Below are 25,085 nucleotides of genomic sequence, written 5' to 3'. Positions count from 1 at the left end.
CTCGTTAAACCGGCCTTAAGTGCCCGACCGTTACGATGCCCGCGAGGACTGTGGCATCGATCCGGCCGAAGGATCGAACCTAGAGGGACATCATGTTGAAATTCGGATCCATTCCCCTGAAAGCCAAGCTGCCGGCTATTGTGGTGGGCATCGGCCTGATCGTGGCCATCATGGTCGGCTGTATCGGCTACATTCAAATCTCGGATCTCGCCCGTGGCAATCTGGAGGCCAAGGTCACCAGCCTTGGCAAAGAGGGCAAGGGTGCCGCCGAAAACTTCTATTCGGAACTGACGCGCGACATCCTGGACATGTCCAGCAGTCCCACGGTTCTGGCCGGCTACCGGCGCCTCTCAATGGGATGGAAGTCGAACGCGGTCGATCCGTCGGGCACGCTTGTTGCAGCGTATATCACAAACAACCCGAAACCCTTGGGGCATCGCAAGGATTTTGACCGTCCCGATGCCGACAATACCTACAACCAGCAACACGCTGAATATCACCCCGCGTTCCGTCGCTGGACAGAGCTGCACGGCTACTACGACTTCTTCCTGATCGATCTGGATGGCAACGTGATCTACACCGTCATGAAGGAAACCGATTTCGCCAGCAATCTGACGACGGGAACCGAAAAGGATGGGCCCTTGGCGCAAGCCTTCAATCAGGCGAAAGCAGATGGCACTGGCGGCGTTCACTTTTCAGATTTTTCGCCTTATGGCCCTTCGGCAGGCGCCCCCGCAGCATTTGCGGCCCGGGCCATTCTTGATGACAAGGGTGCCGTCATCGGGGTCATGGCCATTCAGATGGCGGATGGGCTCTTGAACGCCGCGATTGATTCCAACAGCAATCTTGGCGAAACCGGAGAAATGCTGATCCTCGGCTCGGATGGGCTGGCCCGAACAGCCTCCCGCTTTCAGCCAGGTTTCCACATTCTGGACGCCCTGCCGGGCCTGGCCGGGCTTGGCGTACCCAACGAAAAGGAATTCGCAATTCACGATCACGTGAAACTCAGCGACGGATCTATCGGCACAGCGCTATTGACCCACCTCGACATTCCCGGACTTGACTGGAACGCCGTCGTCGAGATTGACGACCGCGAAGCCTATGCCGAGGTTGGGCAGTCCGTGAAACTTCTGGTGATCGGCACATTGGTCGCCTCGGCCATCGCGGCGCTGCTGGGCGTTGTGATTGCACGCGGGCTGATCAAACCGATCGTACGGGTTTCCGGCGCAATTCGGACCATTGCAGAAGGAGATCTGACCGCAACGATCGAAGACGCCGACCGCAATGACGAGGTTGGCGATATCGCAAAATCACTCGACGCCCTGCGAGAGAAGCTGGGCCTCGCAGCGGGTCTCGAAAGAGAACGCCACCAGCAGGCCGAGGCGCAGCGGCGCATCGTCGAATCGCTGAGTGTCGGTTTGCGCGAACTGTCCTCCGGCAATCTGACCCAAACCATCACTGCCGAATTCGGGAACCACGAATCCCTTCGCCAGGACTTCAATCAGACTGTTGAACGCCTGTCCGAGACGATTTCGATGGTGGTAGAGACCTCCGAAAGCATCCGGTCGCGCGCGCGGGAAATCAGCCAGTCTTCCGAAGATCTCTCGACCCGGACCGAGACACAGGCGGCAACCCTGGAACAAACCGCAGCCGCACTGGACGAACTCACGGCATCGATCCGATCTGCAGCGGAAGGAGCGAAAGAGGTCGAAAGCATCGTGAGGTCGGCCCGCAACGAGGCTGAGGAAAGCGGCAAGGTGGTTCAAGGGGCCGTCAGCGCGATGACAGAGATCGAACGTTCCTCGGATCAGATTTCGCAGATCATCGGTGTGATTGACGATATTGCCTTCCAGACCAACCTGCTGGCGCTGAATGCCGGGGTCGAGGCTGCTCGCGCCGGGGATGCTGGCAAGGGCTTTGCCGTTGTGGCATCGGAAGTGCGCGCGCTTGCACAGAGATCTTCCGCCGCAGCCAAAGAGATCAAATCGCTGATCAGCGCCTCGACACAACACGTCGGACGTGGGGTCGAACAGGTTGGGCGGGCTGGCGACGCTCTTGCCAATATCGTCAACCGGGTCGGGCATATTTCGAATTTGGTGTCGAACATAGCCTCTGCAGCTTCGGAACAATCCACGGGTTTGGCAGAAATCAATCTCGGCGTTTCCCAATTGGATCAAGTGACACAACAGAATGCCGCGATGGTTGAAGAATCAACCGCTGCCAGCCAGTCGATGAGCCAGGAAGCCGCGGGCTTGACCGAATTGGTCGCTCAATTCCAGTTGCGCAACCTATCAATCGCGGCCAAGCCCGGTGCCGCCCCTTCGGTCATTCACCTTGCCGCGAAACAGCGGCCCAGTCGCGCTACGGAGCTGAAGGCCGGCCCGCTCACGGAAGCCAAGGTCGCATCAAAGGGCGAGGGAGCGCAGGATGGCGTCGCAGCCCGTTCTCAGGTCGCCTCTGCGAAAGGAAAGTGGCAAGATTTCTAACGCAGGTGACACAAGCCGGGCTTCGACAAGCCCTCCCCATTTCATGAGGTGAATACTGTGCCCGACATGACGGTCATTGTGGCTGGCGGAAATCCCGCGATGCGGATGAAGCTGGTCAAAGCCCTCGACGGGGCACCCGGATTTCAGGTCATCAGCCAGGCCTCCGACTTGCCCGCGACGTACACTGCAGCCGAAGCCTTGGAACCGGATGTTGTTCTGGTGTCACGCGAACTCACGCTTCTGCCAGAGTTCAGCCTGATGCGATCCCTGTTTCGGGCTCTACAAGCCCGTTGGATACCCGTGGTTCATCATGGATTGCACGGGCCGGCGCCATCGGTGAAGCCAACCGCAGAGCCGGCCGGGGACTTTCCCGCGCTTGACACGGCACAGACCCCCGAAACCATCCGCGCCCAGATTTTGGCGGCGATGCGTCAAACGCAACAACCGCGTCCATCGCCGGTAACGCAGCCAATCCGTGCCTCTGCCCCGATAAGGCCAGGCAAAGTGATCCTGCTGGGCGCGTCAACCGGTGGGGTCGATGCTTTACTGGCGGTGCTATCCGCAATGCCCGCGAATTGCCCGCCGATTGCCGTGGTGCAACACACGGGGCAAGGGTTCAGCGACAGCCTGATCCGCCTTCTGGACCGCCGCTGTGCCCTGACAGTTGAAGCCGCTCAGGACGGGATGGAGCTGAGGCCCGGGCATGTCTGTGTCGCCGCCGGGTGCCCCGGCCATATGCGGCTCAAGTCAAACAAGCCTTACCGGATTGCCGTCGAACCCGGAGCGCTTGTTTCGGGGCACCTGCCATCGGTGGACGCCTTGTTCCGTTCTGCGGTTCCGGCAGCCGCCAATGTGGTGGCCGCGCTCTTGACCGGCATGGGCCGGGACGGGGCGGACGGGCTGTTGGCCTTGCGAAACGCCGGTGCGGTGACACTCGGCCAAGATGAAAGTTCCAGCGTCGTCTACGGTATGCCCCGCGCCGCTTGGGAGATTGGTGCCGTGCGACAGCAGTTGCCGTTGGGTGAGATCGCCGGGGCCATCTTGCGGGCCTGTGCGCAAAGTTCAGAAGAAGGACGGGTGGCATCTTGACGGTCATTACTGAAGCAAAGTTGGTCTACGTCGTGCAAGGAACGTATTACGTCTCTGCGCACCCGGAAGTGACGATGTCGACGGTTCTGGGTTCATGCATTTCGGTGTGCCTGTTTGATCCGGTTGCCGCGATTGGCGGGATGAATCATTTCCTGCTGCCGGCCGGACGCGGAACCGAATCCGGTCATATCCGCTTTGGCGTCAACGCGATGGAAAAGCTCATCAATGAGTTGTTGAAATCCGGCGCAGCTAAGCCACGGCTGCAGGCAAAGCTGTTCGGGGGTGCGCGCATGTCGTCCACGCTGACCGACATCGGGCGACAAAACGCCGCCTTTGCACACAGCTTCCTGAACAACGAAGGGATCCCCAGTGCCTCGGAAAGCGTGGGTGGGACCTTGGCCAGACGTGTCATCTTCCGTCCCACCACCGGTCAGGCCAAGCTGCTGTTCGTCCAGAACGATGAGGTCGAGTTGAACGAGGTGCCGCCACCCCGCCCGCAGCCTCAACCTGGTTCCGTCGTCATGTTTTAGTCCCTGAAGGCTTGCTTCCGGCGACGCCACTTGCAACGTTGGCGGAATAGCCCCTGCGGAGAGAGTCATGCGGATCGAGGAAGTGGAAACGCCAGCGGTTCTTGTCGATCTTGATGTGGTCGAGGCCAACATCGCGCGCGCTCAGCGCCTGTTTGACGGTTTGGGCAAAGGGTTCCGACCGCATATCAAGACCCACAAGATCCCCTTTCTGGCCCGGTTGCAACTGCAGGCCGGTGCGATTGGAATTGCCTGTCAGAAGATCTCGGAAACCGAAGTTTTCGCGGCTGAGGATTTTGGCGACATCCTTCTGTGCTACAATCTGCTGTCCGCCGAAAAGATCGCGCGCGCCCGGGTCTTGGCCGAACGAGGGCAACTTGCCGTAGTGGCCGACAACGCTGAGGTGGTGGCCGCGCTTTCGACCGGGATGGCAGGCCTTGCAACGCCGCTGCGCGTTCTGGTCGAGTGTGACACCGGCATGGGGCGCTGTGGCGTCCAAAGCCCAGAAGCTGCCCGCGATCTGGCGCGCGTGATCGCCGATGCCAAAGCCTTGCGGTTTGGCGGTCTGATGACCTACCCCAAGCCGGATGACGAAATGCGGGTCGAAGCGTTCCTGACCGCCGCCCGCGACCTGTGTCTGCCGGACGTCGGACCCTGTGAGGTGATCTCCAGCGGTGGGACCCCAACGCTTGCAAAAGCCGGCCTGGCCCCCTGCATCACCGAGTATCGTGCCGGGACCTACATCTACAATGATAGGTCGCTGGTCAGCCGTGGCGCCTGTTCCGTCTCGGATTGCGCGCTGACCGTGTTGAGCACGGTTGTCAGCCGTCCAACCGCTGACCGTGCCATTCTGGATGCCGGGTCCAAAAGCTTGACCTCGGACCTGCTGGGGCTGCAGGGCTATGGCATGTTGCCCGCGTACCCCCATGCCCACATCACGGGGTTGAGCGAAGAGCATGGCCATCTTGACCTGCGCGACAGCCCCACTCGGCCGAACATCGGCGAGAAGGTTCAGATCATCCCGAACCATGCCTGTCCGGTCAGCAACCTGACGGATCAGGTGATCTTCCACCGTGCCGGCGTGGTGGTCCGCGCGGCAGATGTGGCCGCCCGAGGATGCGTCGCCTGAGGCATCCATATTGCCATGGCCCGCATAATCCCCTTTGATCGCCCCAAAGGGGAGATGTCATGACACTGCTTTACGCCCACGCGACCGCAAGCCGCCACCGCACGCCGCCCGGCCATCCTGAACGGATCGAGCGTGTGACCGCGGTCGAGAAGGGTCTTGCCGGCCTGACCCTGACGCGACGGGACTCGACCATGGCAGCGGAGGATGACCTGCTGCGCTGCCACCCGCTGGCCTATATCGACAGGATCCGCCGCGCCGAACCGCAGTCCGGCACTGCGCAGCTTGACCCGGACACCTGGATGTCACCGGGTTCTTTCGAGGCAGCCTTGCGTGCGGTCGGCGGCGCCTGTGCGGCGGTGGATGCCGTGTTGGCGGGTGAGGCAAGAAATGCCTTCGTTCTGGCGCGCCCGCCCGGCCACCACGCTGAAACCGCAACGCCGATGGGATTCTGCCTGTTCGGCACCGTCGCCATTGCAGCCAAGCGCGCGTTGGATCACCACGGTCTGACCCGCGTCGCAGTTGTGGATTTCGATGTCCATCACGGCAATGGCACACAAGATCTGTTGTGGAACGAACCGCGTGCGCTGTTCATCACAAGCCAGCAAATGCCGCTTTGGCCCGGTACGGGCGAACGCAGCGAGACAGGGGCGCACGGCCAGATCCTCAACCTGCCCCTCGCCCCGAACTCGGACGGCAAAGTGATGCGCGCGGCCTATGAGGCCGAAGTTTTCCCGGCGTTGGAGGCGTGGAAACCCGAACTGATCCTGATTTCGGCTGGCTTTGATGCCCATGCTGATGATCCGCTCGCCCAATTGAACTGGCACGAGGCGGATTTCGCCTGGTTGACTCATCGTCTCTGCGATCTGGCCGATCGTCACGCCAAGGGCCGGGTGGTATCCTGTCTGGAAGGGGGATATGATCTTGACGCGCTGACGGCCTCGGTCGCGGCACATGTGGGTGTCTTGCAGGAGCGTGGCCTTTGACAGAGAAAACTGTTGCGGAACTTACCTTTGAAGAGGCCATGGCCGAACTGGAAAAAGTCGTCACCCAGTTGGAGCGTGGCGATGTGGCGTTGGAGCAATCCATCAAGCTTTACGAACGTGGGGCGGCGCTGAAGTCACATTGCGCGAACAAGCTGAAGGATGCCGAGGAAAAGGTTGAACTGATCCGCGCCGCCGAAGGCAAGGCCACAGGCACCACGGCGGTGGAGGGGCTGTGAGCTTTCCTGACATTCTTGCCACCGACGCCCTGACCATTCAGGCACGGTTGACGGCAGCGCTTGCCGACAAGGCGGATGAGCCAGTCATCCATGCCATGCGCTACGCCTTGAACGGCGGCAAACGCCTGCGCGGGTTTCTGGTGCTGGAAAGCGCCCGTCTGCATGGCGTCGGCGACCGCGCGCTGAGTGCGGCCGCCGCGATCGAGGCGTTGCATGCCTATTCCTTGATCCATGACGACCTGCCCTGCATGGACGATGACGACTTGCGCCGAGGCCAGCCCACCGTTCACCGGAAATGGAACGAGGCGACCGCTGTTCTGGCCGGGGATGCCCTGCAAACGCTGGCCTTTGAACTGCTCTGCGATCCGGCTTTGGGCTCTGCCGAGGTGCGGATGGGTCTGGTTCAGGGGCTGGCGAAAGCCTCGGGTGCCGCAGGGATGGTGTTGGGGCAAGCGCTGGACATGGCTGCCGAAATTGCGCCTTTGCCCCTGACCCTGGACCAGATCACGCATCTGCAAGCCGGGAAGACCGGTGCGTTGATCCGCTTCTCGGCGCAAGCCGGGGCGATCATCGCGGGGGCAGACCCCAAGCCGCTGGACGCCTATGCGCGGGCTCTGGGTCTGGCCTTCCAGATCGCCGATGACATTCTGGATGTGGCCGGCGATCCGGCGAAAGCTGGTAAACGCTTGGGCAAGGATGCCGAGGCGGGAAAGGCCACCTTCGTCTCCTTGCTTGGGCTGGAAGGTGCCGAGGCGCGGGCTAAATCCCTGATTGAGGAAGCCGAGGCGCATCTTTCCCCCTATGGCGACAAGGCCGCGACCTTAATCGCGGCGGCGCGCTTCGTGATCGCGCGCGAAAGCTGAGGATAGTATGGCTGACCGCCCCATCACCCCGACCCTTGACCGTGTCAGCGTTCCGGCTGATCTGAAATCCCTGACGGATCGGGAACTGCACCTTTTGGCCAACGAACTGCGGGCCGAGACGATTTCGTCGGTGTCGGTCACGGGTGGTCACCTTGGCGCGGGCCTTGGTGTGGTGGAACTGACCGTGGCGCTGCATGCGGTGTTCGACACGCCGCGCGACAAGCTGATCTGGGATGTCGGCCACCAATGCTATCCGCACAAGATCCTGACCGGGCGCCGCGACCGCATCCGCACACTGCGCACGGAAGGCGGCCTGTCCGGATTTACCAAACGCAGCGAGTCGCCCTATGACCCATTTGGGGCCGCGCATTCCTCCACCTCCATTTCGGCGGCTTTGGGGTTCGCCTTGGCGGCAGACCTTGGCGGCGACCCGGGCGATGCAATTGCTGTGATCGGCGACGGCTCCATGTCTGCTGGCATGGCGTTTGAGGCGCTGAACAACGCCGGCCACCTGAAGAAGCGCTTGTTCGTCATCCTGAACGACAACGAGATGTCGATCGCCCCGCCGGTTGGCGCGCTGTCGTCCTATTTGTCGCGCCTTTACTCTGGCGCGCCGTTTCAAGAGATCAAGCAAGCGGCGAAGGGCATGGTCAGCCTGCTGCCAGAGCCTTTTCAGGAAGGGGCCCGCCGCGCGAAAGAGATGCTGAAGGGCATGACCGTCGGCGGCACCCTCTTCGAAGAACTGGGCTTTTCCTATATCGGCCCGATTGATGGCCATGACCTTGACCAGCTTCTGCCCGTCTTGCGCACCGTGAAGGCCCGCGCCACCGGACCGACGCTGATCCATGTCATCACCAAGAAGGGCAAAGGCTACGCTCCTGCCGAACTGTCCGCCGACAAGGGCCACGCCCGTGGCAAATTCGATGTGGTGACCGGAGAGCAGAAGAAGGCCCCCTCCAACGCGCCCTCTTACACCAAGGTCTTCGCAGAAGCGCTGATCCGCGAGGCGGAGACGGACAGCAAAATTGTCGCCATTACCGCCGCGATGCCTGATGGCACCGGTCTGGACCTGTTCGGCGCGCGCTTCCCCAAGCGGATGTTCGATGTGGGCATTGCCGAACAGCACGCCGTCACCTTCTCTGCCGGGCTGGCAGCGGGGGGAATGAAGCCCTTCTGCGCGATCTATTCGACTTTCCTGCAGCGCGGCTATGATCAGGTTGTGCATGACGTTGCCATCCAGCGCCTGCCGGTCCGCTTTGCCATCGACCGGGCTGGCTTGGTTGGGGCGGACGGCGCCACGCATGCGGGCGCCTTCGATACGGCCTTTCTGGCAAACCTTCCCGGTTTCGTGGTCATGGCCGCCGCCGATGAAGCCGAACTGGTCCACATGGTCGCCACCGCCGCCGCCCACAACGACGGCCCCATCGCCTTCCGCTACCCCCGTGGCGAAGGTGTTGGCGTCGAGATGCCGGCCAAAGGTGTGCCGCTTGAAATCGGCAAGGGCCGCATTCTGCGTAAGGGTGCAAGGGTTGCGCTTCTGTCTTTCGGCACCCACCTGTCCGAAGTGCTGAAAGCGGCCGAAAGCCTCACCGTTCGTGGTCTGCCGCCCACGGTGGCCGATGCCCGGTTTGCCAAACCACTGGACCGCGACCTGATCCTTGAACTTGCCCGCACGCACGAAGCCCTGATCACCATTGAAGAGGGCGCCATCGGCGGTTTCGCATCCCATGTGGCGCATCTGCTGGCCGAGGAGGGCATCTTCGACAAGGGCCTGAAATTTCGCAGCATGGTCTTGCCCGACACGTTCATCGACCAAGCCTCGCCTGAGGCGATGTACCGCGTTGCCGGGATGGAGGCGCCGCAGATCGAAGCCAAAGTGCTGGAAACGCTGGGTGTCGCCGTGGTTGGGAAGCGGGCTTGAACATCCGCTACGTCAGTTTGCAGGGCAAGGGGCAGACCGATGCCTGCCTGACTGCGGCGGTGCGGTTGCTGCAGGCAGCAGGTCTGCGGCTGTCAGGGACGTTTGCGCTGGAGACCGAAGATCCGGCCTGTGACATGCAGTTGCAGGTCTTGCCGAAGGGCCCTGTGATCCGGATCAACCAGAACCTTGGGCGCCAAGCCCGGGGATGCAGGCTGGACGGCGGCGCACTGGAAGAGGCGGTGGTTGAGGTTGCCCAGCGCACCGAAGGCGCCCAAGCCTTGATCGTCAACAAGTTCGGCAAGTTGGAGGCCTTGGGCCGCGGCTATGTGCCGCTGATCGTTCAGGCGCTGGACACCGGGATTCCCGTCTTGATTGGAGTCAACGGGCTGAACCTGCCGGATCTTCTGGCTTTTGCCGGAGAAATGGCCGCTCCCCTGCCGGGCGACCCTCGGGCGATTGCCGATTGGATCATAACCCACGCCTAATCAGGGCTGAGAATTTCTTTTCTTGGCATTAAGCAAGGATTGCCGCAAGATCGATCGATGTCTTGCCTGGGATGAGGTTTGCCCGGGCTTTTGGCGTCATCAACCTTCGGGAACCCAAATGATCCACAAGCGCATCCGCCCCTTCAACACCAAAGACACCTACCCCGAGCAGAAGCTGGACAATGACCTGTCCCATGCTGTCGTGACACGGGGTGGGACAACGGTGTGGTTTCGCGGCGCTTGTCCGCAGGATCTTGACACGGCGGTGAACCTTGGCAGCCACGATCCGGTCGAACAGACCCACAAGGTCATGCAGAACATCAAGCAGATCATCGAGGAAGCCGGTGGCACGATGGAGCATCTGGTCAAGCTGGTGGTCTACTTGACCGACGTGCGCCACCGCGAGCCGGTTTACCGCACGATGGGCGAATACATCAAAGGCGTGCATCCCGTGTGCACAGGCCTGACGGTTGTGGCCCTGGCCCGGCCGGATTGGCTGGTGGAGATTGACGCCACCGCCGTGATCCCGGACTGAGATGACCTTCTCTCTTGTCGCCCGCTGTGCGGAAACCGGCCAGTTCGGCATGGCCATATCGTCCTCCTCTCCGGCTGTAGCCGCGCGCTGCGCCTATGCACGGGCCGGGGTCGGCGCGGCGGCGACGCAGAACATCACCAATCCCGGTTTGGGGGATGTGATGCTGGACCTGTTGGCCGCCGGTCATTCGGCACCGCAAGCCGTGGCTGAGGCCGTGAAGCGCGAGAGATTCCCGGCGTATCGCCAGCTTTTGTGCGTCGATGCGCAGGGTCGGACGGCGACTTGGTCGGGGGAAAACGCGCTTGGCATCTGGGGCGCAGCCGAGGGGAAGAACGTGGCAGCGGGGGGCAACCTTCTGGCCAACAAGGAAATTCCATCTGCCATGGTTGCCGCCTTCGAGACGGCAGAAGGGCATCTGGGCGACCGGTTGCTGACAGCGATGCAAGCGGCGCTGGCTTTGGGCGGTGAGGCGGGGCCAGTGCATTCGGCGGGACTGCTGATTGTGGACGTCCACCCCTGGCCCTTGGCGGAACTGCGCTGCGATTGGGAGGAAGGCGACCCGATCGCCCATATCGCCCGCGCGTGGCAGGTCTACAAGCCGCAGATGGCGGCGTATCAGACGCGGGCGCTGGACCCTCGGGCAGCGCCGGCTTACGGCGTTCCGGGCGAGAAATAGGTGGCGCTGCGCTTCACCTTGCGGCAGCTGGAATACCTCGTGGCTGTTGGCCAGGCGGGGTCAATCACTTTGGCGGCAGAGGGGCTGAACGTCTCGGCCCCGTCGATCTCGACCGCGATAGCACAGCTGGAGGCAGAGTTTGGTCTGCCCTTGTTTGTGCGCAAGCATGCGCATGGCATGTCACCAACCCAGTCGGGGCGCGAAATCATCCGGGAGGCGGCGACGGCCCTTTCGGCGGCGGGGCGCCTGATGGAACTGGCGGCGCAGTATCGCGGAACCGTGCGCGGGCGGCTGAACATCGGCTGCCTTTTGACCTTCGCGCAGATCCTTGTGCCACAGCTGCGCCGAAGCTTCATCGACCGCTATCCAGAGGTGGAGTTTCATCAGACCGAAACCCATCAGGCCGGGTTGATCGAGGGCCTGCGTGATGCAACGCTGGATGTCGCGCTGACCTATGATCTGGCCTTGCCCGCCGATCTGGAGTTCATCGAACTGACCCGTCTGCCACCGTTTGTGATGCTGCCGCTGGATCACCCGCTGAGCCAGCGCGCGTCGCTGCAGGTGACCGAGTTGGCAGATTGGCCGCTGGTGCTGCTCGACCTGCCCTTGTCGGCGGATTATTTCCTGTCGTTCTACGACAAAGCCTTGGTGAAACCACGCATCGGCGAGAGAAGCCGGGATATGGCCGTGGTGCAGTCCTTGGTGGCGAATGGGTTTGGCTATTCGATCCTGAACTTCCGCCCTCTGACCAACCGCGCGCCCGACGGCAAGGAACTGGCCTTCGTGCCGCTGAGCGGCCCGGTGCAGCCGATGCGGATGGGGCTGCTGTGCGCCAATGGCAGCCGGGCCGCGCTGACCATCCGGGCTTTCATCGACCATGCGACCGAAACGCTGCAATCCATCCTGCCCGATCTGACCCAGCGAGTGTAACCGATGCGCGACCCCCGTTATGACATCCTGTTCCAACCTCTTGCCATCGGGCCGCTGACCGCAAAGAACCGTTTCTATCAGGTGCCCCATTGCAATGGCGGTGGCTACCGTGACCCCTCGGCGGCGGCGGCGATGCGGGGCATCAAGGCCGAGGGCGGCTGGGGGGTGATTTTCACCGAACAGACCGAGATGCATCACACGTCCGAGATCACGCCGTTCATCGAACTGCGGTTGTGGGAGGATAAGGATATCCCCTCCATCGCCAAGATGGCCGATGCGATGAAGACCCATGGCGCCTTGGCGGGGATTCAGCTGGCTTATTCCGGCATCAACGGCCCGAACATGTACACCAAGGAGGTGCCGCTGGCGCCTTCTGCCCTGCCGATCCGGACCTTTACCAATGATCCGGTGCAAGCGCGGGCGATGGACAAGAGTGATATCAAGAACCTGCGGCGCTGGTTCGTGAACGCAGCCAAGCGCAGCAAGTTGGCTGGGTTTGACCTGATCTGCCTTTACGGCGCGCATGGCTTCGGGATTTTCCAGCATTTCCTGTCGCGGGCGACCAACCAGCGCACCGACGAATACGGCGGCAGTCTGGAGAACCGCTCGCGCTTTGCGCGTGAGGTGGTGGCGGACATGCGGGATGCGGTTGGCGATACGATGGCGCTGACCATGCGGGTTTCGCTGGATGAAACCATCGGCCGGCTTGGGTTTTCCAACGCCGAGGTGCGCGATTTCATCTCGATGAATGCGGAACTGCCGGATCTTTGGGACCTGGCGATGGGGACGTGGGAAGACTGCTCTGGCCCGTCGCGCTTCAAGGAAGAGGCGGCGCAAGAGGCCTGGGTAACGGGGATCCGCGAACTGTCGCCGAAGCCGGTGGTGGGGGTTGGCCGCTTCACCTCGCCCGACGTGATGGCGCGGATGATCAAGTCGGGGCGGCTGGATTTCATTGGCTGCGCACGGCCCTCGATTGCCGATCCGTTCATTCCGAAGAAGATCGACGAAGGCCGGGTCGAGGACATCCGCGAATGCATCGGCTGCAACATCTGCATCACCGGCGACATGACGCAGGGCATGGGCCGCTGCACGCAGAACCCGACGTGGATGGAGGAATGGCGGCGCGGCTGGCACCCGGAAAAGATCGCCGCCAAGGGCGAAAGCGACAGCGTGCTCATCATAGGCTCGGGGCCCGCCGGGCTGGAAGCGGCCCGGGCGGCGGCCTTGCGGGGCTATGACGTTGCGGTGGCCGAGGCACGCGAGGTGTTTGGCGGGCGGGTGACACGAGAGCGCACCTTGCCCGGCCTGTCGGCTTGGGGCCGGGTTGTCGATTACCGGATGTTTCACGTGAAGCAGCGACCCAATGTCCAGCTTTATCAAGGCTCTCATTTGTCAGCCGAGGATGTTTTGCAGTTCGGCTTCCAGCATGTTTGCGTTGCCACCGGGTCAACTTGGCGTCGGGATGGCGTGGCGCGGCAACACGTCGTGCCGATGCGGATGGACACCGCGATGCCGATCTTGACGCCTGATGACCTGATGACGGGCAAGTTGCCGAAGGGCCGCGTGGTGATCTTCGACGACGACCACTACTACATGGGCGGTGTTCTGGCCGAACTTTGCGCGCAAAGCGGGTGCGAGGTGACGCTGGTCACGCCTTCGGCCTTCGTGTCCGACTGGACCGCCAACACGCTGGAGCAAAGCGCCATCCACCGCCGGCTGGCCGGGCTTGGGGTGACGATCCGGCTCAACACCGGCGTGGCAGCGATCCATGCGGACGGGGTGGAGGCGAACTGCACCTATACCGACACGCGCAGCCGGATCAGCTGCGATGCGGTGGTTCTGGTGACCTCTCGCACCTCTGATGACCAGCTTTATCAAGCCCTTAAGGTGCGCGAGGCGGATTGGGCCGATGCTGGCATCCGCTCGGTCAAGGTCATTGGCGATGCGGCGGCCCCTGCCCCCATCGCGTGGTCCACCTTCGCCGGGCACCGCTATGCAAGGGAACTAGACGCGCCGGACTGGGGCGACGCCCTGCCCTTCCGCCGCGAAGTCACCGCGCTGGAGGATTAGACCGTGACAGAGCCTGTTCTGCTGCAAGGCCTGCGTCTGTATGGGCAGGACGGGCTGTTTGACCTGACGCTGGGGGATGGCGTGATCACCAGCCTGCTGCCTTCCACCCACGCTGATACCGGGCTTCTGGCCCTGCCCGGCTTCTGCGAAAGCCATGCCCACCTTTTCCCCGGTGGCGTGGCGCTGGAGCAGTTGAACCTTTCCGCCGTCCACAGCGCCGAAGCCCTGCGTGCTGCACTGCTGCCCCATGCCAAGGCGACCCCGGACGCGGACCTGATCTGCGCCTATGCGGCCAACTATGACCTGTTGGGCGGCCCCCGCCCTGACCGCCACGCGCTGGACGCCCTGCTGCCCGATCGCCCGCTTTGCATCACCGCAACCGATTTCCACTGCGCCTGGGCCAACACGGCGGCCCTGCAATGGGCCGGGATCCTTAACGGATCCGAGGTGGAAGGGGTGGAGATGGCCAATGGCCAAGCCACGGGCGAGCTTAGGGAATTCGCCGCGATGGACTGTGTCCGCCGCCTCGCCCCCTCTGGCGGGCGCGAGACTTTGGGCCTGACCGCCGCGGAACCCGATGCCGTCACCCCGGCCCAGCGCGCCCGTGACAAAGCCACCCTGCAGCGCGCGATGGAAGACTGCCTGCGCCACGGCATCACGTCCGTCGTCAATATGGATGGCAACCTGTATCTGGCTGACCTGTTGACAGAGATGGCGAAGGACCTGCCCCTTTACGTCAGCCTGCCGATGACCCTGATCCCGGGCCAAGATCCGGAACGACGGCAGGCGCTTTTCGACCGCGCCGCCTCGGCCCCGATCGGCCGGTTGAGCTTCGGTCGCATCAAGATGTTCATGGACGGCGTTTTCGATACCTGGACGGCGTTTCGCACCGACGACTATCCCGGCCGCCCCGGCTTCCGCGCCAACCCCCTGTTTTCGGCAGAGGAATTTGCCGCGATCTGCATTGCGGCCGACGCCCGGACCTTGCAAATTGCCGTTCATGCCGTGGGCGACGGTGCGGTACGGGCGACGCTGGATGGCTTTGAAGCCGCCCGCACCGTGAATGGCACGCGCGACAGCCGCCACCGGATCGAGCATATCGACATGATCCACCCCAGCGACCTGCCCCGCCTCAAGGCTTTGGGCGTGGTCGCGTCGATGCAGCCCGTACACCCGCCGGGTCTGGCTGGCCTGCCGCTGGAGCCGACAATCTCGATCATGTCGCCGGACCGCTGGGCGGATACCTTTCCCTGGCGGACGATCAAGGACCTTGGGGTGCCGTTGGCTTTTGGGACGGATTGGCCGGTCTCGCCCCTGTCGCCGCTGCATGCGCTGCATTGCGCCTTGTCCCGCAGGCCGTGGGCCAAGAATGGGCCGGACCAGCGCTTGACGGTGGCAGAGGCGCTGGAGGCCTATTCGACCGCTGGCGCCCATGCCTGCTTCGCCGAGGGGCGGCAAGGGCGGATTGCGGTGGGAATGGCGGCGGATCTGGTGCTGCTGTCTGGCGATCCTGCCGGGTTGGCCGCCTCGGCCGATGCCTGCCGGGTCGAGCAGGTGTTCAGCGCCGGCAAACGGGTCTGGACCGCTTAGAACCGGATCGTGCGCAGGCCGTTCATCACCGAGACCAAGGCCTCGGAAATTCCGGGTTCGGACAGGGCGTGACCGGCCAGCGAGATCAATCGCAGCTCGCATTTCGCCCAGCCTTGCGCCAGTCGCCACGCGGCGGCGGGCGGGCAGATCATGTCGAAGCGTCCTTGCACAAGGGTGGCCCCGATCCCCTCAATCCTTTGACGTTGCTTGAGAATCCAACCGTCATGCTCCAGGAAACCAGCATTCTGGAAGTAATGGTTCTCCAGCCGGGCGAAGGCGCGGGCGTAGTCGGCGGGCCCCTCGCCCAAGGGGCCGTCGGGGGCGACCGAGGCCAGGGCATTCTCCCAGTTTGACCAGACGCGGCCCAGCCGGATCTCTTCGGACAGGTCGCCCGAGAAGAGCCTGCGGTGATAGGCGCCGATCATGTCGACGCGCTCCTCGGGTGGGATCGGCGCGACGAAACGCGCCCAAAGGTCGGGGTAAAACGCCCCTGCCCCACCGCCGTAGAACCAGTTCAACTCTCCCCGCGTCATCAGGAAGATGCCGCGCAGCACCAGATGGGCGACCCGATCGGGATGGGTGATTGCATAGATCAGCGCCAAAGCAGCGCCCCAGCTGCCACCAAACAGGATAAAGCGTTCAATCCCAAGCGCTTGGCGAATCACCTCGATGTCAGAGACCAAATGCCATGTCGTGTTGTTCTCGACACTGGCGTGCGGGCGCGACCTGCCGCAGCCGCGTTGATCAAACAGCACCACACGGTAATGCGCCGGGTCAAAATACCGCCGCATTGCCGGGCTGCAGCCGCCACCCGGGCCGCCGTGCAGCACCAGAACGGGCACCCCTTGTGGGTTGCCGCACTGCTCCACATAGATGCGGTGGCCGTCGCCCATATCCATCACGCGCTGGTCGAAAGGCTCGACCGGCGGGTAAAGGTAGTCTGTTGCGCGTTTTGGGCCTGATCTATGATCCATCCCGGCCTATATAGCGATTGCAGCGGCCTGTTACACGGCTTTTGAAGGATGAATGACATGCAAACCACCATTGACCCCGGCGAAGTTGCAAAGTTCGAGGCGATGGCAGCCGAGTGGTGGAACCCGAATGGGAAATTCCGACCGCTGCATCTGATGAACCCGTGCCGGCTGGAGTATCTGACCACGCAGATTGCTGCCGAATATGGCCGCGACCTGTCGCAGCCGAGGCCTTTTGCCGGGTTGCGCATCCTAGACATCGGCTGTGGTGGCGGGTTGCTGTCAGAACCGATGGCGCGGCTGGGGGCAGATGTTGTGGGTGCGGATGCCGCCCCCCGCAACATACCGGTGGCGCAAGTGCATGCCGAGCAATCCGGGCTGAACATCGACTATCGCTTTACCACGGCCGAAGACCTTGCGGCCAAGGGCGAGCAGTTCGATGTGGTGCTGAATATGGAGGTGGTGGAGCATGTCAGCGATCCGCTCGGCTACCTGACGGCCTGTCAGAATCTGCTGAAACCGGGCGGAATCATGCTGTGTTCGACCCTGAACCGGAATCCGAAAAGCTATCTGATGGCGATCATCGGGGCGGAGTGGGTGATGCGCTGGCTGCCGAAGGGCACACATGACTGGGCGAAGTTCATCACGCCCGACGAGTTGCAGGATTTGCTCACCCGCGCAGGCCTGACGCCGCTGGATCGCAAGGGAATGGTGTTCAACCCGGTGTCTTGGCGCTGGAGTCTTTCGGCGCGGGACCTGTCGGTGAACTATGTGACGGCCAGCCGCAAGGATGGCACAAGGCCTTGAGAACGCAGCGTTAATCCGATGGGAAACCCGGATTTTGGCGGTCTTGAACCTGTCTTCTTCCTGTCTTCCTTCCGTCTCTACGCGCGCAGAGACGGAAGGTTGTTAACCACGATACGCGAATCAGTGCGCCGGGCTTAATCGGAGGAGGATTTGGCCCAGAGGTTGATGTCACGCTCCAGGCTGATGCGGTCGATCTCGGCCAGTTCGGCAGCGGTAAAGGTCAGGTTGTTCAGGGCGCCGACGCAATCGGTGACCTGTTCGGGCTTGGACGCGCCGATCAGGGCCGAGGTGATCCCGCCATCGCGCAACACCCAAGCCAGCGACATCTGTGCCAGCGTTTGACCGCGTGCAGCGGCGAGGTCGTTCAGCTTGTTCAGGCTGGCAATCGCATGGTCAGACAACACCACCGGGTCAAGGCTTTTGCCTTGTGTGGCGCGGCTGCCCTGCGGGATGCCCTTGAGGTATTTGTTGGTCAGCATGCCTTGCGCCAAGGGCACAAACGCGATGGAGCCAAGACCGAGGTCCTTGAGCGTCTCTTTCAGGCCGTCCGTCTCGACCCAACGGCTGAGGATGTTGTAACTGGGCTGGTGGATGACGAAGGGCGTGCCAAGGCCTTCCAGGATGGCCGCAGCCTCACGCGTGCGCTGGCTGTTGTAGCTGGAAACCCCCACATAAAGAGCCCGGCCCGAGCGGACGATGTGATCCAGCGCGCCCATGGTTTCTTCCAAAGGGGTGTCAGGGTCGAAGCGGTGCGAATAGAAGATGTCGAAATACTCAAGACCCGTGCGCTTGAGGCTTTGATCGCACGAGGCGATCAGGTTCTTGCGGCTGCCCCATTCCCCATAAGGACCCTGCCACATCAGGTAGCCCGCCTTGGACGAGATGATCAGTTCATCGCGCAGGCCTTTGAAATCATTGCGCATGATATCGCCAAAGGCTTCCTCGGCGGAACCGGGCGGCGGGCCGTAGTTGTTGGCAAGGTCGAAATGGGTGATGCCAAGGTCAAAGGCGGTGCGCAGGATGGCCTGTTTGGTCTGATGCGGCGTGTCGTGGCCAAAGTTGTGCCACAGGCCCAACGAGATGGCGGGCAGCTTCAGCCCAGAGCGGCCCAGTCGGTTATAGATCATGCGGTCATAGCGGGTTTCGGCGGGAATATAGGTCATGGCGGCCTCCTGTTCGCTGCTGCTTTGTCCTCCAGCGGAGCGTGAAATTCCAGCGCAATTCTGCCAAGGGAACCAAACAGCGACCTGTTGCATTGCCCTTTGCAGCCTTGGCTGCGATAGTCGGGGTTCGGGTCCAGAAGGGTCGCGTGTCAGTATGGTCGGTTCGGTCAGCCACAAGCTTTGGGTGGGTGCTGCGTCCCTTGCGCTAGGCGCAGCGCTGGCGTTGCCGGGTCAGGCGTTCGATGCCGTGGAATTCAAGGTCACCGGGGCCGACAAGGCGCTGACCAACGAGGTTCGGGCGGCTTCAGGGCTGGTCGGGGCGGCCAAGGACAAGTCGGTGGTTGACCTGTTTGCCGATGCGCGGGCGGAATACGGGCGACTTTTGTCGGCGCTGTATGCGGCGGGGCATTATGGGCCGGTGATCCATGTGCTGATCGACGGGCGCGAGGCGGCGACGATCGCGCCGCTGGATGCGCCCAAGGCCATCGGTCATATCACGGTGACGGTGGATGCGGGGCCGGCGTTTGTGTTCTCAACGGCGGTGGTGGCACCCCTGAGCCCGCACACGGCTTTGCCGCAGGGCTTTGCTGCGGGCAAACCGGCGGGATCGGGAATGATCAAGGCCGCGGTGGCGGCGGGGCTGGACGGCTGGCGCGCCGAAGGCAACGCCAAGGCCAAGGTGGCCGCACAGGATCTGACGGCGGATCATGCGACCTCGACCCTGTCGGCGCAGGTGCCGCTGACGCCGGGGCCGGTGCTGCGGTTTGGTACTTTGGTGATCCATGGCGCGCAGACGATCCGCGAGGCGCGGGTGCGCAAGATCGCCGGCCTGCCCAGCGGCAAGCGGTTCGACCCGGCCGAAGAGGCACGGGTGGCCGAGCGGTTGCGGCGCAGCGGGGTGTTCTCTTCGGTTTCGCTGACGGAAGACGACCTGATCACGCCGCCCGATCTGTTGGGCCTGACCGCCGATCTGGTCGAGGCCAAGCCGCACCGCTACACCTTTGGCGCGGAGGTGGCGACCAATGACGGGCTGGCCCTGAACGGCAGCTGGCTGCATCGCAACCTTCTGGGCGGTGGAGAGCGGCTGGAGGTGATTGGCAGCATCACCAACATCGACGCGGCCGGCAGCGGGATGGACTATGCCCTGGGCGTGACGCTGGACCGCCCCGCAACGCCGGGGCCCGATACCACGCTGAACCTGTCCGCCAATATCGCCCACAAGGACGAGGCGGATTACAAGGCCAACACGCTGGCCACCGGCTTTGGCTTCACGCATTATTTCAGCGACACGCTGACCGCCCATGCGGCGCTGAGCTACAATTTCGCCAAGGGCAACGATACGGCGGGCGATTTCACCTATCGCAGTCTGGATCTGCCTTTGGGCGCAACCTGGGACCGGCGTGACAGCAAGACCGATGCCACACGGAATTTCTACATCGACCTGAATGCCAAGCCGTTCTTCGGCTTCGGCTCGACGGACAACGGGGTGCGGATTGCCTTTGACGGGCGGGCCTACAAGCCATTGGGTGCGCAGAACGCGGTGGTGCTGGCCGCAAGGCTGCAGGGCGGGGCGGTCTTTGGCGCCTCGGCCCTGGGGACGCCGCGGACGGATCTGTTCTATTCCGGCGGCGGTGGCACGGTGCGGGGGCAACCTTACCAGTCTTTGGGGGTGACGGTGCTGGACGGCATCACACCGGTGAAGATCGGCGGCACGCGGTTTGTGGCCGCCTCGCTTGAAGCGCGGGTCAAGGTGACCGAGACTATCGGCGTGGTGGGCTTTGTTGACGCGGGAGCTGTCGGGGTAGGTGGGCTGTCGGGGAACAGTTGGCAGGCGGGTGCGGGGCTGGGTCTGCGCTATGCCACCGGGTTTGGACCGATCCGGCTGGATGTGGCGCTGCCGGTGCATGGCGACACGGGCAAAGGGGTTCAGGTTTACGTGGGATTGGGGCAGGCATTCTGATGCGGATAGGTCTTGCGCTTGCCCTGTGCCTGCTGCCGCTCAGCGCGCCAGCCGATACCGCCGCCGACAAGGGATTCTTGACCAATTGGCTGGAAGAGAACCTGTCGGGTGCAGGGCGAAAGGTCACGATTGATGGGTTTCAGGGGGCCTTGTCCTCGCAGGCCAGTCTGACGCAGCTGACAATTGCCGATGATCAGGGCGTCTGGCTGACCCTGAAGGATGTGACGCTGGATTGGAGCCAATCGGCTTTGCTGTCCGGCCAGATTTCCGTCACCGACCTGTCGGCGGGCGAGATTGATCTGGAGCGGATGCCGGTGACGGATCAGGCCTCGGCCCTGCCCTCTCCGGTGGCGCGATCTTTGGCCCTGCCGGATCTGCCGGTGTCGATCGCCATCAACGGGATTGCGGCGCACAAGCTGGTGCTGGGGCCAAGCGTGCTGGGTCAGGCGGTGGAGGGCAGTCTGGCGGCTGATCTGTCACTGGCAGGGGGCGAGGGTGCGGCGCATTTGACGCTGTTGCGCACGGGGGATGGGCCGAAGGGTCATGTAGCGCTGACGGTCAGCTTTTCGAACGCGACGCAGGTGCTGGGCATCTCGCTTGACGCGGCCGAGGATGCCGGGGGCATCGCGGCCAGCCTGCTGCATGTTCCGGGCGCGCCGGCAACCAGCCTGAAGATCGACGGCACCGGTCCGCTGACAGATTTTGCGGCGACGGTGGATCTGGCGACCGATGGCCAGACCCGGCTGGCGGGCAAGATCACCCAGACGGCGGATGCCGCGGGCAACCGCAGCTTTGCCGCCGATCTGGCCGGCGACCCGACCCCGGTCTTCCTGCCGCAATATGCCAGCTTTTTCGGGCCGAACGTGGCGCTGCAGGTCAAGGGCCAGCGGACGGTTGATGGCGCGCTGACGCTGGATGCCTTGTCGGTGCAGTCACAGGCGCTGAACCTGTCGGGGAGCATGGCTTTGGCGGCAGATGGACAGCCGCAGAAGCTGGCGTTCAGCGGAACCTTGGCCCTGGCCTCGGGCCGGGTGACGCTGCCGGTTCCGTCGGCCACGCCGATCACGCTGCAGAATGCCGATGTGACGCTGAGCTATGACAAGGCCAGCAGTCCGCTGTGGCGCTTTGCCACCACGGTCAGCCAGTTTGACAGCGGCAGTCTGGCGGCGGGGCTTCTGAAGGTGACGGCCGAGGGGCAGTTGCAGGATCACCTGTTCGACGGGACGGCGCGGTTTTCGGCGCTGTCGCTCGCGGCGGTTCAGCCGGGGCTGGCGCAGGCCTTGGGATCGACGGTGACAGGGTCGGCAGATTTCAGTTGGCCCCGGGGCAGCGCGGCGCTGCAAGTGTCCAATCTGGCGGTGACGGCCCCCGGCTATGCGCTGCAACTGCAAGGGACCATCGGGACCATGGCCGCATTGCAGGGACGGGTGACCGGGCATTATGATGACCTGTCGCGGCTGTCTGAACTGGTGCGCAAACCGCTGCACGGCGCGGTGCGGATTGATGCGGAGGGGACGGCAACCCCGTTGAGCGGCGCCTTCGATCTGAAGGGAAGCCTGCAGGGCAGCGCTTTGGGTGTTGGCACGCCGCAGGTCGATGCGCTGCTGGCGGGCGGCAGCGTGGTGACCTTCGACGCCAAGCGGGATGAGACCGGCACGGTGCTGCGGGCACTTTCCATCCGCGCGGCGAGCCTTTCGGCGGATCTGACCGGCAGTCTGGTGCCGGGTGGGGCCAATCTGTCCGGTTCATTGAGCTTTGCGGACCTTTCAGCCCTTGGGGCGGGGTATCGTGGCAGCCTGACGGCATCCGGCAGTTTTCAGGGCTCGCTGGCCTCTGGCCAGATCAGCGCCAAGGCCCAGGGGCTGAACCTTGCGCTGGGTCAGCCGCAGGCCGATGGGCTGCTGGCCGGAACCAGCGATCTGGCGCTGGAGGCAACCTTTGCCAATGGCATTGCCAGCGTGCAGAAGGCGCAGATCACGTCGGCTCAGGGCTCGGTCGGGGTGCAGGGGACCGCCTCGGCTGACCATAGCGCGCTGACGGCGGTGCTGTCCTTGCCGGACCTGTCGGCGCTGGGCGGGGGGTTCAAGGGTGGGATTGACGGCAAGGCCAGCTTCACCGGCAAGATGGAAGCCGGCACCGTGACCCTGGATGTCAGCGGCACCAATCTGGCCGTGGGGCAGGCGCAGGTGGATGCGGTGCTGCGCGGCAGCTCGAAGGTCTCAGCGCAGTTGGCCTTGACGGCGGATGGCGTAAGGATTGACCGCGCGACGATTGGCAACCCGCAGGTGTCGGCCAATGTCAGCGGGACGGTGGCCGGAACTGACCGGACTTTGACGCTGTCGGCCAAGTTGGCCAATCTTGGGCTGCTGTTTCCGCAATTTCCCGGACCTGTGACGGTAAGCGGCACGGCGGTGCAACGCGCGGATGGCACAAGGCTGGACCTTGCGGCCAAGGGGCCGGGGCAGATTGATGCCAAGGTGAGCGGCACTGTCACGCCTGACTATGCGCGCGCCGATCTGAGTGTGACCGGCACGGCCATGGCAGCGCTGGCCAATGGATTCATTGCCCCCCGCTCGATCGACGGGGCGCTGCGGTTTGACTTGCGGCTGAATGGGCCGCTGGCGCTGAGTTCGGTCAGCGGTCCGGTGTCGATCAGCGGTGGGCGGCTGGCAGATCCGTCATTGAACTTTGGGCTGATCAACCTTGCGGGAACGGCCAAACTGGGCGGCGGCAGGGCCCAGATCGACATGACCAGCGCTGTATCGTCCGGCGGAAAGATTGGCGTGCAGGGCAGTGTCGGGCTGGCCGCCCCCTACGCGGCGGATCTGGCCATTCAAGTCCAGCAGGCGGTCCTGAAAGACCCGCAGCTTTACACCACAACAGCCAACGGCGCTTTGTCATTCCGGGGACCGGCGCTGGGCGGAGCGACGGTTGCGGGCAGCATCGCCTTGGGGGCGACAGAGTTGCAGATCCCCTCCACCGGGATGGGCGCGGATGGCGGGCTGCCAGGGCTGAAGCACCGCAACGAGGCCTCTGCGGTCAATGCCACACGGGTCAGGGCCGGGCTTGGGTCTGGGACGGCATCCCATGCCTCTGGCGCCGGATATGCGCTGGATGTCACGATTTCGGCGCCCAATCAGGTCTTTGTGCGGGGGCGCGGGCTGGATGCCGAACTGGGCGGCAACCTTGTGTTGCGCGGCACCACGTCCAATATCGTGCCCTCGGGCGCGTTCAACCTGATCCGTGGGCGGCTGGACATTCTGGGCCGCCGGCTGGTTCTGTCCGAGGCGCAGGTGCAGTTGCAGGGGGCTTTGGTGCCCTATGTGCATGTGGTGGCCTCGGTCGAGAGCGATGGGATCACCTCGTCGGTGCAGATCGATGGCGATGCCACCAATCCGACGGTGACCTTCGTCTCTTCGCCCGATCTGCCGCAGGAAGAGGTGCTGGCGCATTTGCTGTTCAATCAGGGGCTGGCCAACATCAGCCCGTTTCAGGCGGCACAACTCGCCTCGGCCGTGGCGACCCTGGCGGGGCGGGGGGGAGAGGGCGTTTTGGGCGCGTTGCGGCGGAGAACCGGGCTGGACAATCTGGATGTGCAATCGGATGGCACCGGAAACACCTCGGTCACGGCGGGCAAATACTTTGGCGACAAGACCTATTCCGAGGTCACGGTGGATCAGGCGGGCAAAAGCTCGATCAGCCTGAACTACGATGTGGCGCGGCATATCACCTTGAAGGGCCACGTCGATTCGACGGGAAACACCGGCTTCGGCATCTACCTCAAACGGGATTACTGAGGTTTGTCGGGGCGTCTGCGCTGACGCTCGGCGTCGACGGCGGCGCCGAGAAGAATGGTGTAAGCGCTGACATAGAGCCAGATCAGCAGCACGACCACCGCCCCGATCGAGCCGTAGATGCGGTTGTAGGACGGGAAGTTCGCCAGATAGAGCATGAAGCCGCGTGCGGCCAGCGCCCAAAGCACCACGGCCACCAGCAGGCCCCAGCTGAACAGCGGCGGCAGACGGTTGCCGTGGTTGGGGCCATAGCGGTAGGCGATGGCGACCGAAACCACGACCAGCACGACGCCCAGCGCCAGGTTCGCCCGGTGCAGCAGCACGGCATCATCGCCGGGCAGCGGCAAAAGGCCGATGATCAGCGGGGCCACCACGGTCACCAGCATGGCCGCAAGCGCAAAGCCAATCAGCATCAAGGTCAGCAACAGCGCGCGCAACTGATGGTGCCCGCCAGAACGGTTGGGCAACTGGTGGATGGCGTTCAAGCCCCGGATCAAAGCCGCAACGCCGGCGCGGGCGGACCAGAGCGCAAACAGCGTGGACAGCGCCGTGGCCCAGCCCAGTTGCGGGCCTCTGACCGACAGCAACGCCTGCACCTGGGACCGGACCAAGGTCAGCGCCTCGGGCGGAAGGAAGCCTTTCAGCAGATCGACTTGAGTCTGGATGACGGAGGGATCATTGACCGTGCCCCAGATCGCAATCACGGCGGCGGCGGCTGGAAACAAGGCCAGAAATCCGAAAAACGCCACCCCTGCGGAAATCAGGTCAAGTTCTGCCTGTTCTGCCCTCCGGTACAGCCTGAGGGCTGCCGCGAGCAGATTGGGAGGGAGCGGTAAGCGTCGCAAACCCCTGACCTCTCCATTGTGTTTC

20 protein-coding genes are annotated in these 25,085 nt (G+C 63.4%); 17 read left to right on the top strand and 3 right to left on the bottom strand.

All coding sequences use genetic code 11. From position 1 onward, the window contains the following. Positions 1–92: 92 nt before the first annotated feature. From AC1Y2B_RS16805 to AC1Y2B_RS16740, 14 genes are all read left to right on the top strand, one after another. Positions 93–2,486: a methyl-accepting chemotaxis protein gene (locus tag AC1Y2B_RS16805; RefSeq protein ID WP_482254266.1), complete on the top strand. Its 2,394-nt coding sequence runs from the start codon at positions 93–95 to the stop codon at positions 2,484–2,486. Positions 2,487–2,552: 66 nt separating this feature from the next. Further along, positions 2,553–3,575, top strand: coding sequence for a chemotaxis protein CheB (locus tag AC1Y2B_RS16800; RefSeq protein WP_482254291.1), 1,023 nt, complete (start codon positions 2,553–2,555; stop codon positions 3,573–3,575). Then, complete coding sequence (locus AC1Y2B_RS16795) at positions 3,572–4,105, top strand: chemotaxis protein CheD (protein WP_482254265.1); 534 nt, start codon at positions 3,572–3,574, stop codon at positions 4,103–4,105. The genes AC1Y2B_RS16800 and AC1Y2B_RS16795 overlap by 4 nt, the downstream gene beginning before the upstream one ends. Positions 4,106–4,172: 67 nt before the next feature. Then, positions 4,173–5,231, top strand: a complete 1,059-nt coding sequence (locus AC1Y2B_RS16790) for an alanine racemase (RefSeq protein WP_482254264.1) — start codon at positions 4,173–4,175, stop codon at positions 5,229–5,231. Positions 5,232–5,290: 59 nt separating this feature from the next. After that, positions 5,291–6,214, top strand: coding sequence for a histone deacetylase family protein (locus tag AC1Y2B_RS16785; RefSeq protein ID WP_482254263.1), 924 nt, complete (start codon positions 5,291–5,293; stop codon positions 6,212–6,214). Beyond that, positions 6,211–6,450 carry an exodeoxyribonuclease VII small subunit gene (locus AC1Y2B_RS16780; protein WP_482254262.1) on the top strand — a complete coding sequence of 80 codons (240 nt, stop codon included), beginning with the start codon at positions 6,211–6,213 and terminating at the stop codon, positions 6,448–6,450. The genes AC1Y2B_RS16785 and AC1Y2B_RS16780 overlap by 4 nt, the downstream gene beginning before the upstream one ends. After that, on the top strand, positions 6,447–7,313 hold the full coding sequence (locus AC1Y2B_RS16775; protein WP_482254261.1) for a polyprenyl synthetase family protein: 867 nt from the start codon (positions 6,447–6,449) through the stop codon (positions 7,311–7,313). Before AC1Y2B_RS16780 ends, AC1Y2B_RS16775 begins: the two co-directional genes overlap by 4 nt. Before the next feature lie 7 nt (positions 7,314–7,320). Beyond that, positions 7,321–9,234, top strand: coding sequence for a 1-deoxy-D-xylulose-5-phosphate synthase (dxs, locus tag AC1Y2B_RS16770; protein ID WP_482254260.1), 1,914 nt, complete (start codon positions 7,321–7,323; stop codon positions 9,232–9,234). Continuing rightward, a complete protein-coding gene (locus AC1Y2B_RS16765) occupies positions 9,231–9,719 on the top strand; it encodes a DUF2478 domain-containing protein (protein ID WP_482254259.1) in 489 nt (162 codons plus the stop codon). The genes dxs and AC1Y2B_RS16765 overlap by 4 nt, the downstream gene beginning before the upstream one ends. Positions 9,720–9,837: 118 nt before the next feature. Further along, complete coding sequence (locus AC1Y2B_RS16760) at positions 9,838–10,254, top strand: RidA family protein (RefSeq protein ID WP_482254258.1); 417 nt, start codon at positions 9,838–9,840, stop codon at positions 10,252–10,254. Position 10,255: 1 nt separating this feature from the next. Further along, positions 10,256–10,930 carry a DUF1028 domain-containing protein gene (locus AC1Y2B_RS16755; RefSeq protein WP_482254257.1) on the top strand — a complete coding sequence of 225 codons (675 nt, stop codon included), beginning with the start codon at positions 10,256–10,258 and terminating at the stop codon, positions 10,928–10,930. Further along, positions 10,931–11,860 (top strand): LysR family transcriptional regulator, encoded by a 930-nt coding sequence (locus AC1Y2B_RS16750; RefSeq protein WP_482254256.1) that lies wholly within the window; start codon positions 10,931–10,933, stop codon positions 11,858–11,860. Between the two features lie 3 nt (positions 11,861–11,863). Next, positions 11,864–13,930 (top strand): oxidoreductase, encoded by a 2,067-nt coding sequence (locus AC1Y2B_RS16745; protein WP_482254255.1) that lies wholly within the window; start codon positions 11,864–11,866, stop codon positions 13,928–13,930. 3 nt (positions 13,931–13,933) lie between these two features. Then, on the top strand, positions 13,934–15,520 hold the full coding sequence (locus tag AC1Y2B_RS16740) for an amidohydrolase (protein WP_482254254.1): 1,587 nt from the start codon (positions 13,934–13,936) through the stop codon (positions 15,518–15,520). Here AC1Y2B_RS16740 and pip read toward each other — a convergent pair. Continuing rightward, positions 15,517–16,494: a prolyl aminopeptidase gene (gene pip / locus AC1Y2B_RS16735; RefSeq protein WP_482254253.1), complete on the bottom strand. Its 978-nt coding sequence runs from the start codon at positions 16,492–16,494 to the stop codon at positions 15,517–15,519. The two genes, AC1Y2B_RS16740 and pip, sit on opposite strands and share 4 nt — an antisense overlap. Before the next feature lie 48 nt (positions 16,495–16,542). Here pip and ubiG point away from each other — a divergent pair, with 48 nt between their 5' ends. After that, positions 16,543–17,298: a bifunctional 2-polyprenyl-6-hydroxyphenol methylase/3-demethylubiquinol 3-O-methyltransferase UbiG gene (gene ubiG / locus AC1Y2B_RS16730; protein ID WP_482254252.1), complete on the top strand. Its 756-nt coding sequence runs from the start codon at positions 16,543–16,545 to the stop codon at positions 17,296–17,298. A 134-nt stretch (positions 17,299–17,432) separates the two neighbouring features. On the opposite strand, the gene mgrA is transcribed toward ubiG, so the two are convergent. After that, the gene (mgrA, locus tag AC1Y2B_RS16725; protein ID WP_482254251.1) at positions 17,433–18,461 is read right to left on the bottom strand and encodes an L-glyceraldehyde 3-phosphate reductase; all 1,029 of its coding nucleotides are present in this window, start codon (positions 18,459–18,461) and stop codon (positions 17,433–17,435) included. A gap of 154 nt (positions 18,462–18,615) precedes the next feature. Between mgrA and AC1Y2B_RS16720 the strand changes: the two genes are divergently transcribed. Together AC1Y2B_RS16720 and AC1Y2B_RS16715 are read left to right on the top strand one after the other, a co-directional pair. Further along, complete coding sequence (locus AC1Y2B_RS16720) at positions 18,616–20,421, top strand: autotransporter assembly complex protein TamA (RefSeq protein WP_482254250.1); 1,806 nt, start codon at positions 18,616–18,618, stop codon at positions 20,419–20,421. Further along, a complete protein-coding gene (locus tag AC1Y2B_RS16715; RefSeq protein WP_482254249.1) occupies positions 20,421–24,218 on the top strand; it encodes a translocation/assembly module TamB domain-containing protein in 3,798 nt (1,265 codons plus the stop codon). Before AC1Y2B_RS16720 ends, AC1Y2B_RS16715 begins: the two co-directional genes overlap by 1 nt. On the opposite strand, the gene AC1Y2B_RS16710 is transcribed toward AC1Y2B_RS16715, so the two are convergent. After that, positions 24,212–25,060 carry a YihY/virulence factor BrkB family protein gene (locus AC1Y2B_RS16710; protein ID WP_482254248.1) on the bottom strand — a complete coding sequence of 283 codons (849 nt, stop codon included), beginning with the start codon at positions 25,058–25,060 and terminating at the stop codon, positions 24,212–24,214. The genes AC1Y2B_RS16715 and AC1Y2B_RS16710 overlap by 7 nt on opposite strands. Positions 25,061–25,085: the final 25 nt, after the last annotated feature.

It is taken from the genome of Stagnihabitans sp., from assembly GCF_964946895.1.
This window is presented reverse-complemented; position numbering and strand designations above follow the sequence as displayed.